Origin of the sequence: Neoluteolibacter marinus, assembly GCF_014904755.1 — a bacterium.
GTDB lineage: Bacteria > Verrucomicrobiota > Verrucomicrobiia > Verrucomicrobiales > Akkermansiaceae > Haloferula > Haloferula marina.
Window position 1 is genome coordinate 23,415 of sequence record NZ_JACZFQ010000022.1, and the last position, 15,861, is coordinate 39,275.

At 63.4% G+C, this 15,861-nt stretch carries 13 protein-coding genes and 2 tRNA genes; 11 read left to right on the forward strand and 4 right to left on the reverse strand.

Going from position 1 to position 15,861, the window contains the following annotated elements; genetic code table 11:
- Positions 1-156: 156 nt before the first annotated feature.
- The 6 genes from IG178_RS05960 (at position 157) to IG178_RS05985 (ending at position 7,660) form a co-directional block, all read left to right on the forward strand.
- Complete coding sequence (locus tag IG178_RS05960; protein ID WP_193211613.1) at positions 157-1,413, forward strand: hypothetical protein; 1,257 nt, start codon at positions 157-159, stop codon at positions 1,411-1,413.
- 174 nt (positions 1,414-1,587) lie between these two features.
- Positions 1,588-3,741, forward strand: coding sequence for a choice-of-anchor L domain-containing protein (locus tag IG178_RS05965; RefSeq protein WP_193211614.1), 2,154 nt, complete (start codon positions 1,588-1,590; stop codon positions 3,739-3,741).
- Between the two features lie 383 nt (positions 3,742-4,124).
- Complete coding sequence (locus IG178_RS05970; protein ID WP_193211615.1) at positions 4,125-4,928, forward strand: transporter substrate-binding domain-containing protein; 804 nt, start codon at positions 4,125-4,127, stop codon at positions 4,926-4,928.
- 6 nt (positions 4,929-4,934) lie between these two features.
- Positions 4,935-5,711: an amino acid ABC transporter permease gene (locus IG178_RS05975; protein ID WP_193211616.1), complete on the forward strand. Its 777-nt coding sequence runs from the start codon at positions 4,935-4,937 to the stop codon at positions 5,709-5,711.
- Positions 5,701-6,432, forward strand: coding sequence for an amino acid ABC transporter ATP-binding protein (locus tag IG178_RS05980; protein ID WP_193211617.1), 732 nt, complete (start codon positions 5,701-5,703; stop codon positions 6,430-6,432). The genes IG178_RS05975 and IG178_RS05980 overlap by 11 nt, the downstream gene beginning before the upstream one ends.
- Positions 6,433-6,553: 121 nt before the next feature.
- Entirely contained in the window at positions 6,554-7,660 is a 1,107-nt protein-coding gene (locus tag IG178_RS05985) for a GAF domain-containing sensor histidine kinase (RefSeq protein ID WP_193211618.1), read from the forward strand.
- Between the two features lie 10 nt (positions 7,661-7,670).
- On the opposite strand, the gene IG178_RS05990 is transcribed toward IG178_RS05985, so the two are convergent.
- The 3 genes from IG178_RS05990 to IG178_RS06000 all read right to left on the reverse strand — a co-directional run bounded on the left by IG178_RS05990 (position 7,671) and on the right by IG178_RS06000 (position 10,484).
- Positions 7,671-10,103, reverse strand: a complete 2,433-nt coding sequence (locus IG178_RS05990) for a malectin domain-containing carbohydrate-binding protein (protein WP_193211619.1) — start codon at positions 10,101-10,103, stop codon at positions 7,671-7,673.
- Between the two features lie 209 nt (positions 10,104-10,312).
- Positions 10,313-10,386, reverse strand: a tRNA-Gln gene (locus IG178_RS05995).
- A 24-nt stretch (positions 10,387-10,410) separates the two neighbouring features.
- Positions 10,411-10,484: transfer RNA gene (locus IG178_RS06000), tRNA-Gln, on the reverse strand.
- A gap of 172 nt (positions 10,485-10,656) precedes the next feature.
- Between IG178_RS06000 and IG178_RS06005 the strand changes: the two genes are divergently transcribed.
- From IG178_RS06005 to IG178_RS06020, 4 genes are all read left to right on the forward strand, one after another.
- The gene (locus IG178_RS06005) at positions 10,657-11,844 is read left to right on the forward strand and encodes a L,D-transpeptidase (RefSeq protein WP_193211620.1); all 1,188 of its coding nucleotides are present in this window, start codon (positions 10,657-10,659) and stop codon (positions 11,842-11,844) included.
- A 78-nt stretch (positions 11,845-11,922) separates the two neighbouring features.
- Complete coding sequence (locus IG178_RS06010; protein ID WP_193211621.1) at positions 11,923-12,234, forward strand: hypothetical protein; 312 nt, start codon at positions 11,923-11,925, stop codon at positions 12,232-12,234.
- 58 nt (positions 12,235-12,292) lie between these two features.
- Entirely contained in the window at positions 12,293-13,354 is a 1,062-nt protein-coding gene (locus IG178_RS06015) for a peptidylprolyl isomerase (RefSeq protein WP_193211622.1), read from the forward strand.
- Complete coding sequence (locus IG178_RS06020; protein ID WP_193211623.1) at positions 13,351-14,271, forward strand: endonuclease/exonuclease/phosphatase family protein; 921 nt, start codon at positions 13,351-13,353, stop codon at positions 14,269-14,271. Before IG178_RS06015 ends, IG178_RS06020 begins: the two co-directional genes overlap by 4 nt.
- Here IG178_RS06020 and IG178_RS06025 read toward each other — a convergent pair whose 3' ends face one another.
- Entirely contained in the window at positions 14,272-14,877 is a 606-nt protein-coding gene (locus IG178_RS06025; protein WP_193211624.1) for a class I SAM-dependent methyltransferase, read from the reverse strand.
- A gap of 116 nt (positions 14,878-14,993) precedes the next feature.
- On the opposite strand from IG178_RS06025, the gene IG178_RS06030 reads away from it, so the two are divergent.
- Positions 14,994-15,860 carry a hypothetical protein gene (locus IG178_RS06030; RefSeq protein WP_193211625.1) on the forward strand — a complete coding sequence of 289 codons (867 nt, stop codon included), beginning with the start codon at positions 14,994-14,996 and terminating at the stop codon, positions 15,858-15,860.
- Position 15,861 lies beyond the last annotated feature (1 nt).

Sequence of the window (15,861 nt, forward strand, 5' to 3'; positions counted from 1 at the left end):
CCATAGCTCCGATGGGGACTTAAATCAAAAGAGACAGGTTCGACAGACCAATCTCCAACCAAAATCCCAATGGGGTGCTTTTGAGACAACTGCACCCAAAATCAGACAATCGCCCAATTCCACTTCCAGCAACCTTGTTGTTATGTTTCCAAGATCATGAATCCTCTCAACAGAGAGAAATACGATAAAAAGAAAAAGAAACCAAACATCATGCGAAACCTCCCCATCAACTGCGCGCTGAGCATTGCCTCCATCGCCACCCTCTGTCATGCAGCCCCTGAGAACCTTCCGGACGGCATTGAATTCGGAGATCCAGACATTTACCTGAAGCCAGATGCCGCGGGCAATCTCTCGATGACCAGCGATACAGCGTCAATCTTCATGTGGTCGGATGCTGTCGAAACCACGAGGTATGATTACTTGGGAGGCCTTCACTTCCTCGGCGATCCGGTCCGAATCCATCTTGGAACTGTTGGAACCAATGACGGCGTCTTCGAGGTCGTGCCCTATTGGGATTCACTCTATGCCCAATCGAACCCCGCATTGTTCTCCATCGACAGCACGGCGGAAACCGCATCCTTCAACAATGTGGATGTCTCAATCTCAGGAGGATCCCTGACGGTCGGAGGCAATGCGGTTCTCGACCAGTCCAACGCCGCGAGCTACCTGTCCGGCCAAGGTTTCCTTCAACTTTCGGGTTTTGATTCCGCGTTGTCGGCGGCGACTCCGCCGACCAGCACCGCGTGGCAAGCCACCTACGTCCCGAGAGGCAGCGTGAGCAATGGCGGATCCCTTGCCCTTGGCACTTCGACCGCAAGCGGCTCCTACGCCCTCGCGAACGGGCTGGCCAGCGTGGCATCCGGTTCCTATTCCGAAGCCCAAGGGGACCATTCCACGGCGAGCGGCATCTACTCGACGGCTTCCGGCTACTGGAGTGAGGCGACCTCAACCCTTTCCCAAGCCTACGGATACCAAGCCACCGCCAGCGGACCGTATTCCTATGCGGCTGGGAACAATGTCACCAGCGAGGGACTCTTCTCTTTTGCTTATGGACTCCAGGTTTCGGCGAAATCTGCCAGTGAAGTGGTGTTCGGGCGCTTTGGTCTGGAATCATCTCCCATCAACATCGGCAGCTTCTCCGATCTCGACGGCCTCTTCCGGCTGAGCAATGGCATCAATGACACTTCCCGCAGTGATGCCTTGACCGTCCTCAAGAACGGCCAGACCACCCTTACGAACAAGGCCTGGAAAGCCGCTGTCACCGCGGATCCGGAAGATGCGTTGGAAGACCCGTCACCGACGACGGATAGCGGTGGTGAAGCCCTGGTGGTGGATGGCCATACACGACTGAACGGGAAGGTGATCATCAGCGTTCCCCAAGGAGATATTTCGATGGGTGTTTATGGCGATTGAAGTCCGCCAAATCTCGATCCGTCTCTTCCAACAACTCTCCCATTCCCACACATGCACGGATTATATCCAGCGCCCCGATGCTGCCGATTCCGATTCATCGCCGCCACGGCGTTGGCGGCAGGCATCGCCATTGCTGACGCAGACCCGGCCTGGTGGTCGGATCCCAACGATCCCGTGACCATCCCGTCGCCCCCGGACAACCACGCCGCCGCAAACGCGGGCCAGGCCAAGTGGATGGCCCTGCGCGCCTTTCAAACCCTTTCTGATCGTCTCGGCAGCACCGCCGACGTGGTGGAAGCAATCGAAAGCGAACTTTTCAAGGACACGGAGTCCGCCACCAGCGGAGTCTTCTTCCCGGAAAGGCCGCTCTCTCCTTCGGCGGATTGGCTTGCGGCGCAGAAATCCCCCCTCCAGACCGGTGCTCTCAAGGCTCTCGCCGCACCCTTCTACAAGCACCTGAGCGTCTACGACGCCGACTGGGTCGAGGACCAGCTCCTGGACAACGAGCTCGTCGCGGACGAAAGCTATTTCACGGATACGGACAACACCCTCTATCCTTGGAATCCTGCCAACGATTCGAACGCTTCGATCAACCGGGGCATGGCGAACGTCGGCCAGCTCAAACTCGTCTTCTCGCTGGATTTCAGTACGCTCGGCCCCGCGGGGCCGGCATTCGTGACCCTGCCGATCGACGATTCCACGGTCCTGCTCGAAGAAGGGGTTGTCTGCGCCTTTGACATCGACTCTCTGGGGCTGCCCACAACCACGGTTCCGGAGAGAATCGACATTCACGTTCGTCCGGATGGAGTTGGCGCCCCTTGGACGCAGATCGGCAAGGTGACTTCGATCAGCTACCGGGAGATGATCGACAGGACGGAGAAGTTTGTCAGGGGCAGCACCGTTTGGATCCCCGAGTCCGCCGGAGTCTATGAAATCAAGGCCGAGGCCTTCGGCTCCGGAAGCAGCCTGCTCTCTTCGGAGACACGAACCGTGACCGTGGTTGGAAATCATGCCCCGACCGTGACAATCACCGACGGACCGGATTCCCCTGCCACATCCGTACAGGATGCAACCTTCGAGGTGACTGTATCCGATCCGGATCTGGCGCTTGGCGATTCGATCAGCTACGTCGAGTTCTATGACAACGGCGTGCTCTTCGCCACCGATTACGAAGCCCCCTTTGGCGTTTTCGATGGAGTGGACGAAGTGCCTGAAACCCTCTGGGCAGGAACCCACAGCATCACCGCGAAGGCCTATGATGCAAAGGGTGCAACCTCCGCGCTTTCGTCACCCTACACGGTAATCATCACCGATACCCTGTTCAGGCCCGAACTGGAAATCACATCCCCAGCCAACGGGTCGACGATCGCGGCAAACACCAACCTGACGATCAGCGTGGATGCCACCAATCCCAATTCCACCACGAACATCACGGTAACGGCATTCATCGTCGAAACAGGAGAATTGGAGTCCGAAGCGGGAAGCAGCGTCGATGAAATCGTGATTCCCCACGCCAAGCTCCAGGATGGTGAGAACACCATTGTCCTGACGGTCGAGGACGGGAACGAGATCTCCAGCTACAAAACCAGCTTGAAGATCAACCGGGCCCCGAACATGGGCGCGACACTCGCCGCGGTGATCGCCGACGAATCGTCAGTCACCATTACGAACTCGATCTACAAGGGGCCCAAACCCGCGAGCGACGAGTTTTCCGACGGCCTGGATTTCGGACTGGAGATCGACTCGGGGGTTCTGTTGACCAGCGGGCTATTCGAGCACTGGGACGACGGCAACATCAGCCCCGCGACCTCGAAAATCTGGGATGAACAAAATGGCGGCGACGCCGACCTGGAAGCCAGAATCTCCGGGAACTACACGCGGGATCCCGCCATCCTGGAGTTTGACGCCGAATGTGACAACGGGCAACTCGAGCTGGAAATCCAGTTCGGATCGGAAGAGTACCTGGAGTATGTTGGTTCGTTCAACGACGCTTTCGCCGTCTTCGTCGACGGAGTGGTCGTATCACTCGTTCCGGACGGAGAAGACATCATCGCCTTGAATTCCATCCACTCGGAGACATCGAGCGAGATCGCGGCCGTCCGTGACGAGCTGTATTATGATGAAGCGCAAATTCTGGACAGGGTCGTCTCGCCCCACGCACCGGTTGAGTATGACGGGATGACCCTCAAGCTGAAGCTCCATGCCTTTGTCACCCCGGAAGAGATTCATCATGTCAAGATCGTCATAGCCGATGTGAACGACGGTCAACTTGACTCCGGGCTCTTCATGGAGACTGCAAGTCTCAGAACGATCGACCCGGCGGACTGAGCCCCCCCCGCTCGCCTCGATTAACATTGGCACACGAGCCCCTGTGAAGCATCAACGTCCCCCCTTGATCCCAAGGATGAGGCAGACGAATGGGATGAGCTTCCGGAGGTTCGTGTGCCATGCATTCCAGTTCAATTTACCGGAGGTTCTCCTATGGCGCTCACATTCTCGGGGCGGTCTGCACCATGGCATGGGCGGGTCTCAATCCGACACCGGCCCCTTTTGGCTATCTGGATCAGGTGCGACGACTGGATCTTCGCCACCCCGCCAGCCGCGATTGAGTGTCGCATCGCAATGCGGTCCGACAGCCAACTGCTTGCAACAGGATCGCTCCCCGGGAAATCCGCTTCCGCCATGGGGGATTCCCGCTATCCTCCCGCGGCATGTCCGCCCGCCGTCGATTCCTCGCTCTCGGCCTGTTCGCCGTCACCGCGCTCGCATGCCGGGAGAAATCCGTTTCTCCGGCGGAGCCTCCGCCGTTGAGGGTCGGGATGGACCTCACCTACCCGCCCTTTGAGATGCAGGACACCGCGGGCAAGCCCGACGGCGTCGGGGTGCGGATGGCGGAGGCGCTTGCCGCCGATCTCGGCCGGCCGCTCAAGATCGTGCCAATGGAGTTCTCGGGACTCATCCCCGCTCTCAAGACCGGCAATGTCGATCTGGTGCTGTCGTCGATGACCGCCACCGAGGAGAGATCCAAGAGCATCGATTTCTCCGATCCCTACGCCTTCACCGGGCTGGCGATGCTGGTGCGCAAGGACTCCGGCATCAATTCGATCGACGACCTTGAGGGAGCCAAGCTTCCGCTCACCGCCAAGACCGCCACGACGGCCCAGACGTGGATCACCGCACATCTGCCCGATGCCAAGCTGGTGGTCTTCGAGGACCAGACCGCTTGCGTGCTGGAGGTCGTCCAGGGCCGGGCCGATGCCTTTCTCTACGACCAGCTTAGTATTTTCAAATACGCGACAGAGAACCCCGACACCACCCGCGGCATCCTCAAGCCCTTCGTCGAGGAGTCCTGGGCGATCGGCATCGCCAAGGGGAACGACGATCTCCGCAAGCAGGTGAACGACTTCATCGCCGGCTTCCGCGCATCGGGAGGCTTCGAGAAGCTCGGAGACCGCTACCTGAAGGAAGAGAAGGCCTTCCTCGAAAGCCAGGGCATCCCCTTCATCATCCGTTGACCCGGCATGTCCCGCCGCCAGCAGATTGCCAACGCCCTGACCGCCGTCGCGCTGGCGGGCGGCATCGCCTGGCTTTGCACCGCGGTCCTCGGGAACCTCGGCAGGGAGACGGATTGGGCCAAGGCGTGGCAGTACCGCGAATCGCTGTGGATCGGCTGGTGGCTGACCTTGAAGATCTCCCTTGGCGCCCTGCTCGGCAGCATCGTGTTCGGCCTGCTGTTCTTGCTCGGCCAGCGCTCGCCGCTTCCGGTGCTGCGGCGGACCTGCCGGCTGTTCCTGGAATTCGTGCGCGACACCCCGCTGCTGGTGCACCTGCTGTTCGGCTACTTCGTGATCTTCGCGCCGCTGTTGTCCCGCCCGCTCGCCGACGCCGGCTTTGAGGACAAGATTCTGATCGGTGGCCTGCTACTATCGCTCTTCGGCGGCGCCTATCTCGGGGAGATACTCCGCGGCGGGGTCGAGAGCATCCCCCGGGCGCAGTGGGAGTCGGCCCGCGCGGTGGGCTTCAGCCCGGTGCAGGTCTACCGCCACGTGATCTTCCCACAGGCGCTGCGACGGGTACTGCCGGCGATCGCCGGCTTGTTCGTTTCGCTGATCAAGGACTCGTCGCTGCTGAGCGTGATCGGCGTGTCGGAATACTTCTACAACACCAAGAACTTCATCGCCCGTTCCTATGCCGGGCTCGAGGGCTATGTTCCCCTCGCCCTCGGCTACCTGATCCTCACCCTCCCGGTCGCGTGGTTGTCCCACTGGCTGGAGAAACGCTTCCGCCATGAAACTTGAGGTCGATCGCGTTTCGAAACACTTCGGTGCGACCGCCGCGCTGGACGGCCTGTCGCTGCACCTCGGCGAGGCCCGGGTGCTGGTGCTGATCGGCCCGTCGGGTGGCGGCAAGAGCACCCTGCTGCGGGTGCTGGGCGGACTCGAAGTCCCCGATGCGGGAAGCGTCCAGGTCAACGATCACCGGCTTTCGGCGGATCCCGCCTTCCTGCAGGCCTACCGCCGCAGAAACGGATTCCTGTTCCAGCAGTTCAACCTGTTCCCCCATCTCGACGCCCGCCGCAACATCACCCTGCCGCTGGAAAAGGTCCACGGCCACGACCCGACGGCCGCCCGCGAACTGGCCGACCAGGCGCTCGGCCGCTTCGGACTGTTGGAGCACGCCGCCAAGCTCCCTGCCCAGCTTTCCGGCGGCCAGCAACAGCGGGCCGGCATCGCCCGTGCCTTCGCCTTTTCGCCGGAAATCCTCTTCCTCGACGAGCCGACTTCCGCGCTGGATCCCGAGATGACCGCGGAGGTGCTCGAATTGATCCAGGAGCTGGCCGAAGCCGGGCAGGACATCATTCTCAGCACCCACGAAATGGGCTTCGCCAAGGCGGTCGCGGATCAGGTCGCCTTCGTCGCCGCCGGCAAGATCGAGGAATGCCAGCCGCCGGGCCGGCTCTTCGCATCGCCCGATTCGCCGGCCTGCCAGCGCTTCCTGTCGCGGGTGATGCGCTACTGAGGCCACGAACACCGGCCTTGCGGAGGCGCAGTTTTGCGCCTAAACGCTCGTTCCGAACATGACGAACAGTGACCCGGTTCTTGATCCTGTGCGAGTTGCCGCCCTCAAGGCATCAGGCCTGATGGAACCGTCGCGCCACGTCGATTTCGAGCGGGTCACCGCCCTCGCCTCACGGCTGCTCCGGGTACCGGTGTGCCTTGTTTCGCTGGTGGACGATTCCCGGCAGGTGTTCGCGGGGGCGTGCGGCCTCCCGGATCCGCTGAACCAGGAGCGCCAGACCCCGCTCAGCCATTCCTTTTGCAAACACGCCGTCCGCGAGCGGCGGCCGCTGATCATCCCGGATGCTCGGCTGGACCCGCGGGTCGCGGAAAATGGAGCGATCGCCGACCTCGGCGTGATCGCCTATCTCGGATTTCCCATCCACGGCCCGGACGACCTGATCTACGGCGCCTTCTGCGTGATCGATTCCAAACCCCGGGCCTGGTCGGAAGAGGACATCGGCGTGGTCCGCGACCTGACCGCCATTGTGGTCGAGCAGGTCGAGCTCCACACCACCAAGGAGACCGAGCGAAGTTCGCTCGACGTATTGATCCACGACTTGAAGACGCCCCTGGCCGGCATCCGCATGGTGGCCAGCCTGCTCCAGGAGAAGGAACAGGAACTGCCCGGGTCGTTGCGGCCGCTGGTCGGCGCCCTCGGCGAGTCGACGGACAGTGCCCTCAAGCTGGTCGAGTCGTTGGCCCGGCGCGACCGCCACTCGTCGGGCGTTTGTCCCGACCTCTCGGCGCAGCTCGCGGATGTGGTGGGACGCCAGGAGATCGCCGCCGAGGACAAGGGCCTCCAGATCCTTTTCGATGGCAGCAAGTCACCGATGCCAGTGGCCGCTCCGGATTGGGTGATCGAGCAGGTCGCGGAGAACCTCCTTTCCAATGCCATCAAGTTCACGCCCGCAGGGGGCCGGATCCAGGTGTCGGTGAGCGAACAGGACGGATACGGCGTGTTTGAGGTCGGCGACACCGGTCCCGGCTTTGCCAAGGAAGACTACCCGAAGCTATTCCGCCGCTACTCGCGGATGAGCGCCCAACCGACCGCGGGCGAACCCTCCACCGGGCTCGGCCTGTCGATCGTCAAGCGGCTCGTCGAACAGGAAGGCGGCAGCGTGCTGCTTCTCAGTCGCCCCGGCGAAGGCGCCCGGTTCCGGGTGTCCTTTCCACAGCAGGAGAGATAGCGCCGGCCGGTCACTCGGCCACCGGTTCGAAGAACAACTGGTAGAACGCATTCCCCGGTCCGGCCGGATCGGTCACCGAATAGTCCTCGCGCTCCTGCGGGGTCATCGCCTCGATCTGGGACCTCGTCACGGTGTCGATCCGGTTGGCGGGATTCCCGATATCTTCCAGATCCGGACTGCGATGCAGGAAGTAGTCGCCGATCGGCTTGAGCGGCGGAAACGAGAGCACCATCGCTCCTGCATCCCGGTGCCCGACGAGCCGGAATTCGAGGTCGTCGGCGGCATCGGTCGGATCGAGCTGGAGTTGAAACTCCGCGAGGTTGTCGAGCCCCCCGCCATCCGAGTCGCCCGCCGTTTCTCCGTCCAATCCGTGAAGCGTCAGCCACTCCTCGAAGGTCGGAGGACCTCCGACGTTTTCCGGAATCTCAAACACCTCGATGCCAGAGATCGTGGGATTGTTGGCCACCCGCGTGAAATCGAGATCCAAGTGGCCGTCGCTGACGACGACCGGAAAGGTGACCGTGCAGGCCGTGTTGCCGCCGGCGCGGTCGAAGATGTCCAGGTCGTCCACCATCAGGGTTCCTTCCGCGCTCACGTCGAAGACCCGGGCACCCGCGGTGAAGCCGCCGGTCCACACTTCGACGAAATGGAGAATGACCTGATAGTTCCCGTCCGGCAGTTCAAACCCGTAGTGGAGGTCGGGGTTCGACGAGCTCACCGATCGGCGGGATTGATACAGCTCGGGATTGTCCGTCCCCAGGATAGTCGTGGTGTAGGTGCTCCGGGAGCCGGTGTTGAAGCCGTAGTCCGCCTCCCAGGTATTCCCCTCGGGATCGACGTAAGGAAACTCGCCGCCGGCATTGACCCGCAGGACCCCGTTGCCCACCGCCGCGCCGGCCTCGGGAGTCGCGGAAACCGTGGCGGGCGGCGACTCCTTGCCCGCCAGATCGACGGCGACCACGCTGTATTCGTAGCTCGTCCCGTTCACCAGGCCACTGTCGAGGAAGCCGAGACCGGACACCGTCGAGACCAAGACGGCGTCCCGGTAGACGCGGTAGCCCTCGACGCCCGAGTCATCGCTGGCCGCCGACCAGAACAGCTGCACCCAGCCGTCCCCACCGATGGCCTGGAGCGAACCGGGTGGTGTCGGATCATCCTGATCGGGAGGAGTTGATACGCTGAGGGTGGCCGGCCCGGACTGGTTCCCCGCGATGTCGACCGCCACGACTTCGTAGATGTAGCTGGTCGCCGGCAGTCGCCCCCCGTCGGTGAAGCTCAACTGGGTCGTGCTCGCGATTTCCCCGCCATCACGGAAGATCGTGTAGCGGTCGATCGCCGTGTTGTCGGTCGACGCGTCCCATCCGAGGGTCAGGCTGCTGGCGCTCACGGCACTTGCCGACAGGTTTCCCGGAATCGAGGGAGGCTCGTCATCGGAGCTCACGCCGCCCGGATCGTAGTCGATGGTCAAAATGTTCGACGACGAGCTGCGCAGCCCACCCGATCCCTCCACCACGGCCGCCACCTGGTTGATCCCTCCGGTGGACGGATCATAATCCAAGTCGAGCGGCACATCGACCGAGCCGCCGCCACCGATGGTCACGGTCGAGAAGCCGTAGCCGATGATCTTGTTGGTTTCGTAGGGATCGATGTCATATCCGCCTCCCGGGACGCCATCGAGGTAGAGGGCGCTGTAAAAGGTCCACAGCCGGACGTTGGCACCCGCCGGTCCGTCGATGCGGACGGTCGGCTGCGTGGTGCTGGTGAACGGTGACAGCTTGCCGGGGACGGAAATGACCGGGGTCGCGAGGTTGTCCGGCGACATCACCCCCACCGACATCTTGTTCGTGTTCGAATTCCCCGCGAGCCCGCCCATCCGGACGCTCATCACCGTGTTGTCGTCGAAGGTGACCGTGACGGTCGCGCCGATCAGCTCCAATCCCGAGATGCTCGCCGAATGCTCCGGTCCCGGCCCGGGAGCGCCTTTGACATTCGTCGGGTCGACGTCCGCGGAGAAGGTCATCCGGTCGCCCGGACCGAAATCGACCCCGGTCCCGAAGTCCACCCGGAGCACGTCGTAGCCGTCCTCGCTGCCGATGCCGTCGTGCGGATTCTCAAAGCTGTGGAGTGGTGTTCCGGTGCCGTCGTAGGTGTCCAATTCGAACGCCTTCCCATCCGGATCCCCCGCGGTCCCGGCCGGGTCGAACACGATGTCCATCAGGACGGCCGTGCTAAGGTCGATCTTGAACGAAACGATTCTCTGGCCGCCGGAGGCATTGTTCTCCAATTGGAAGGATCCGGTGGTATTGGTGCTCGAGCTGCCCATGCTCCCCGCCCCGCTGTTGGCGGTCAATTTCGCGGCGGCCTCACCGGCCGCGGCAGCGGTGCCCGACACCGCGAGCACGGCAAATGCAAGAGCCAGACCGGCCACGATTGAACGGGGCACGATGCTGGCGCCGTCGGAGTGACGACGGCATCGGCGACTGAGGGGGGTAATCATCGAGGTGGCGAACGGCGGGGGGCCTCTTTGTGACCACTAGTGCCGAGTAGTCGCGGCACCGCAAACCAAATTCGGTGAAGTTAGATCAAGATAACTTGGACACCTTGGGACGAGCAGAACTCATGCCCGGATTTCCACTGGAACCCTGGAAGAGGTGGCAGTCCCGCCTGGTTTCGAACCAAGACTAAGAGAGTCAGAATCTCTTGTGCTACCGTTACACTACGGGACTATGGGCGGCCGGCACGGGCCGCGGTGGCAGCCCCTCCAGGACTCGAACCTGAAATGACGGAATCAAAATCCGTAGTGTTACCATTACACCAAAGGGCTTTTTGCCGCCGGCGGGCGGACGCTAGGCCGAAGAAATTCTTTTGGCAATGCGGAAATTGGCAAGGTTCTGCCGCCCCCTGCCCCACCGTTAGATGGCCACCGGGCTTCGTGGCGTGACAAGCGGCGGAATCATGGAATACTCCCCGCGTCCCGACCTTCAAACTTCCCGAAGATGTTCCGGAAACTCCTGCCACTCCTTGTCCTCACGGCCGTGGCCCCCGCCATCGGTCAGAACGAACCCTTGCGTGCCCTGCCGGTCGATCCGTCCGAAATCACGCCGGAGGGTGCTCCTGCCGACCTCGCTCCGGAAGCTCAGGAGGAGGAGGCCAAGCCGCTTTCTCCGGGCGTGGTGAAACTCCCTGAGCGCAAGCCGGCGGTGAAAACCGACGCGCCGTCCGACGTGGGCAACCTGCCGTCTGGAGAGGACGCGGTGCGACTGCAGATCTTCCTGGATCAGGAGAATTTCGGCCCCGGGGTGATCGATGGCAAACCCGGCCGCTTCACCATCCTCGCGGTGAATTCCTGGAACGAAACCCACGGCCACCCCTCCGGCGACATGGGCCCGGTGATGACCAGCGCGCGCCACAAGGTGCCCAATGCCTTCGCCACCGCCGTGGTCCCGCAGGTGGCCACCAAATGGGTCGATACCGGTCTCTCCCACAACCGCGCCAAGCAGGCCGAGGCCAAGCGCATGAGCTACCGCAGCATCGCGGAGTTCATGTCGGAACGCTATCACACCGACGTGGACTTCATCCTGGAGCTGAATGGCTCCAAGAACACCTGGGGCGCGAAGCCCGGCAGCACCTTGATCGTCCCGAACGTGCGGCCCTTCCTGATCGAGGAAGTCACCGGCAAGCGCTACGAGGCGGATCCGGAAATGTCGGAGCGCCACGTGGTGGTCGATACCAAGCAGAACCAGGTGCGCATCTTCGAAGCCGCGCCCGCCGCCCTGCTGGTCGAGGAGGAGGAACTGGTCTCCGACAAGCCCGTGCTCGTGAAGCCGCGGCCCAACCACGCCCTGGTCGCCTCTTTCCCGATCACTCCGGGCAAACCGCAATTCATCCACCACGGGGTCTGGAAGCTCAACAACAGCGTCGAGCTGCCGGTCTGGCGCTACGACCAGTCGCTCCTCGACACCGGCAAGCGCAGCAACGACGCCCTCAACATCCCGCCCGGCCCCAACAGCCCGGTCGGCATCATCTGGAACGGCCTCAGCAAGTCGGGCATCGGTCTCCACGGCACCTCCGACCCGGAAACCATCGGCCGCGCCCGCAGTGCCGGCTGCATCCGCCTCGCCAACTGGGACGCCATCCGCATCCCGACCCTGATCCGGCCCGGTGCGACGGTCGAGGTGCGCTGAGCGAGGAAAAGGCTTTGATGCGAAGGGGTCGCGGGCAATCTTCGGCGAGCCATGAGTGATACGTTTCCGGAGCATCGATTGCATACGATCCTGTCGGCGTTCCAATTCGGAATCATCGTCCTCGGAACAATCGTCATCCGCGCCGCGACAAACGAAACCCTTCTGGAATTCAGTCATCCCCCCGTCCTCGCCATGTGGATTCGCGAGTGGGGCGTTTTGTTCCTGCTCGTTCCCGCGCTTTGGCTGATCCTCTCCACTCGCGCCGCCAGGAAAGATCATGGTGACGAGCGCCTTTGGATACGCTTGACCATCGGTGCCGGGCTCACGATGGGCTTGGGCTACCTGTTTTGGAATCTCTGGGACCGTTGCTCGCCGTGGCAGATTCTCTAGCCCTCGCCTCGGTCCTCCCCTTGGCACTTGGAACTTTTTCACTTGGAACTTTCCCACCGTGCGCCCCACCAAAGGATTCGTCGTCCGCATCGCCCTCTATTCCGCCGTCGCGCTCTATGTCGGCGGGGATCTTTTCGTCTTCAACGGCCCGCTTCGCAAGCGCATCCAGCGGAGCCTCCCCAACAGCCCGGAGTCGATTGCCGCGGCCAAAGCTTCGGGCGTGGTCGCCCGGGTGATGCATTACCCGATCCTGAAAACCCAGCTTGAGCGGGCGACCCGGGAACGGCTGTGGCTGCGGGGCAAGACGCTCGAGGATCTCCCGCCGCCCCAACGACGGATCGAGCGGCTTGCCGCCCTCGACGACCTGATCGACGAGCAGCTGCTGCGGATCAAGGCGAAGCACAATGCCAAGGAGCTGCCGGTGTCCGACCAGGAGATCGACGGGGCCCTACAGCGCCTCCGCGACCGGTTCCCCAGCGAGGAAGCCTTGCAGGCCGACCTGAAGGCCGAGGGCATCGACACCGACCAGGAACTTCGCCTGAGGGTCGGGGCCCGATTGCAGCAGCAAAAGTATGTCGAAAGCCGGATCGCCCCGCAGATCGCCGTGAGCGAGGACGAGGCCCGCGAGTGGTTCGACGAACACGCCCGCGAGCTCGGCCACCCGGAACGCATCCGGGTCCGGCACATCTTCCTGTCGACCCTCGGTCACGATGCCGCGGAGGCGAAGGCGACCCTGGAGGCTGCGCTGGAGGACTTGAAGGCCAAGCGCAAGGACTTCGCCACGCTGGCGACGGAGCTCAGCGGGGACCCGCGCAGCAAGGCGGCCGGGGGCGATCTCGGCTGGCTGTCCCGAGACCGGATGCCCCCCGACTTTGCCGCCCCGGTTTTCGCGATGCCGGTGAACCGGCCGGGCTTGGTCCGCACTAAGCTCGGCTGGCACCTGGTCGAAGTGCTGGAGCGCAAAGCCGCGGAAGAGCGGAGCTACGAGGAGGCGCACGATGAAGTCATCGCGGCGATCGAGGCGGTGAAGCGGCGTGAGGCGACCCGGGCCTTCCGCGACGCCACCCGCTCTCGCGAAAAGCCCTTCATCGAGGTCTTCCTGGACATGATTCCCGAATGAGAATCGCCGTCCTTTTCCTGCTGCTGGGGCTGCTTTCGTCCTGCCGCCGGACCGCCTTGCCGAAGGCGGTGCCGATCGCCGAAGACGGAGCCCTGTCGTTGACGCTGGCCACCTTCAACGTCCGCTATGAGAACCCGGAAGAAGGCGACTGGCGGGCATGGCCGAACCGGATCGACCGGGTCGTGCGCTCGATGCGCACGATCGACCCCGACCTCTTCGGCGTGCAGGAAGCCCGCCACGGCCAGGCGGCCGACCTGCGAGCCTCGCTTCCCGACTACGACTTCCACGGCGTCGGCCGCGACGACGGCAAGCGCGAGGGCGAATACGCGGCGATTTTCTTCCGGCGCGACCGCTTCGAGAAGCTCGACGGCGGCACCTTCTGGCTGTCCGACCATCCGGAGAAAGCCGGCTCAATGACCTGGGGCAACAGCTTCCCGCGCGTCGCCTCATGGTTGCGGCTGGCCGACCGGGCGAGCGGCCAGAATTTCCACGTCTTCAACACCCACTGGGATCACCGCAACCAGTTTTCACGGGAGATGGCGGCACCACTTCTCGCCGAAAGGATCGACGCCCGGGTGGCGGCCGACGAACCGGTGATCCTGCTCGGCGACTTCAATGCCACCGAAGGCAACCCCGCCGTGGATTACTTCACCGGCAAGTCCGTCACGCTCGCCGGCAAGCCACGGACGCCGTGGAAGCACGCGCTGATCGACACCTACCAGGCCCTGCACCCGGGCGTGAAGAACCGGCGGACCCTGCATTTCTGGGAAGGCCACCGCAGCGGCTGGGCCAAGGTGGATCACATCCTGGTCAGCCGCGGCGCACACATCGAGGCCGCGGACATCCGCGTGGAGGCCTCGCGGCAGCTCCAGCCGTCCGATCACTTCCCGGTCTGGGCCAAGGTCCGCTGGCCTTGATCAGGCGGACTTCGGGGCGATGCGGATGCAATCCATCGCCACCTCCAGGCCGAGGTCGGGGCGGCGCTCCGCCACCCACTTCTCGATGTCGGACACATCCGGATAGTCCTCCGCGCCCACGTGCCGGAAACAACGTGCATCATCGATGAGGACGACGAAGGGCTGCTTGCAGCCGCTGAAGATGGCCTCCAACTCGCCCCAAACCGGACAGTTCAGGTCGCCCTGGGCGGTGTCGCCGCCCGAATAGTGGCCGTCCAGCCAGAACAAGGTCGGAGCGTCGAGTTCCGTGACCAGGCCGGCCATCACTTTGCCGCTGTCGCCCTGCCGCAGATCGACATTGGACACGCCGGCGAAGCGCTTCTTGGCCTCGAGGTAAAAATGTTCCGCCAGCTCGATCGAGTAGACCTTGCGGAACTCGCCGCGCATCGCCTCGACCGTGTCGCCCTTGAAGGTCCCGGTTTCGACGAGGATCTCAAGGCCATGGCGCTGCTTGTATTCCAGCAGCATCTCGCGCTTCGCCAGGGGCGGCGGCGGATCGGGACGGCCGTCCTCGATCCATTTGCTGTACTTGCGCTTCTCCTTGAGGTTCTTGATCCAGGTGGCCATGGGCAGGCAAGGCTAGGCTTGGAGGCGGCCACGTCCAAGCGCATTTTCCGCCGCCCGCCACCGCCCGGCCGGTTTTCGGATTGGCCATCGCCACCGGTCGCGGACCATGCTGCGCCGTGCCGTTTCCGTTCCTCCGACCCAAGGACAGCTTCATCACTTGCCGCGACCGCGATGACGGCGGCGGGGCCCAGATTTCCGCCAGGATCTCCACCATGATCTTCGCCCGTCTCAGGGGCCTGACCTACGTCCACACCCCGGTCGCCGACGTCGCCCATGCGCCGGCTGGCATGGCGGCGACGGATTGGTCGCGCGCGTGGGAGGACTTCTTCAACCTGGGCTCCGACGAGATCCCGGCGGCGGATGTCGAGGCCCGCGGGCTGCCGGTGGTCGCGGTCCGCAAACCGCACCGCTTTCTCCCCCGCTCGCACCGCCTGCATGTGGTCGCCCATTGCCACAAGGTGACCGATCGCCATCCCGAATCGTGGGATGCCATCGCCCCGGAGCTGCGGGAAAAATACCTGCTCTCCGACAAACCTTACCTGGCAGGCTACGACGATGGCCGGGTCCAGATTGCCGTCCATCTCCGCCGCGGCGACGTCGGCTCAAGCGGGCGCTTTTCCGAGCGCTTCACGACCGACGACGTGATGATCGGACGCTTGCGGAAGGTCGTGGAAGCTGTCGGGCCCGACCACGCCACGGTCCGGCTCTTTTCGCAGGGCGAGGCCGCCGACTTCCGCGCCTATGCCGACCTCGGGGCCCGGCTGCACCTGGATGACGATGTCTTCGAGTCCTTCCACCACTTCGTCTCCAGCGACATCCTCTTCGTCGCCAAAAGCACCTTCAGCTACCTCGGCGGCGTGATCGGTGGCCAGACCTGCATCTACGAGCCGTTCTGGCACCCGGGGCTCCCCGGATGGCTGACGCCCGACGACCTCGACAAGCCGGACCTGAAGCGACGCTTCGCCCGCCTCGGCGCCAGCTGAG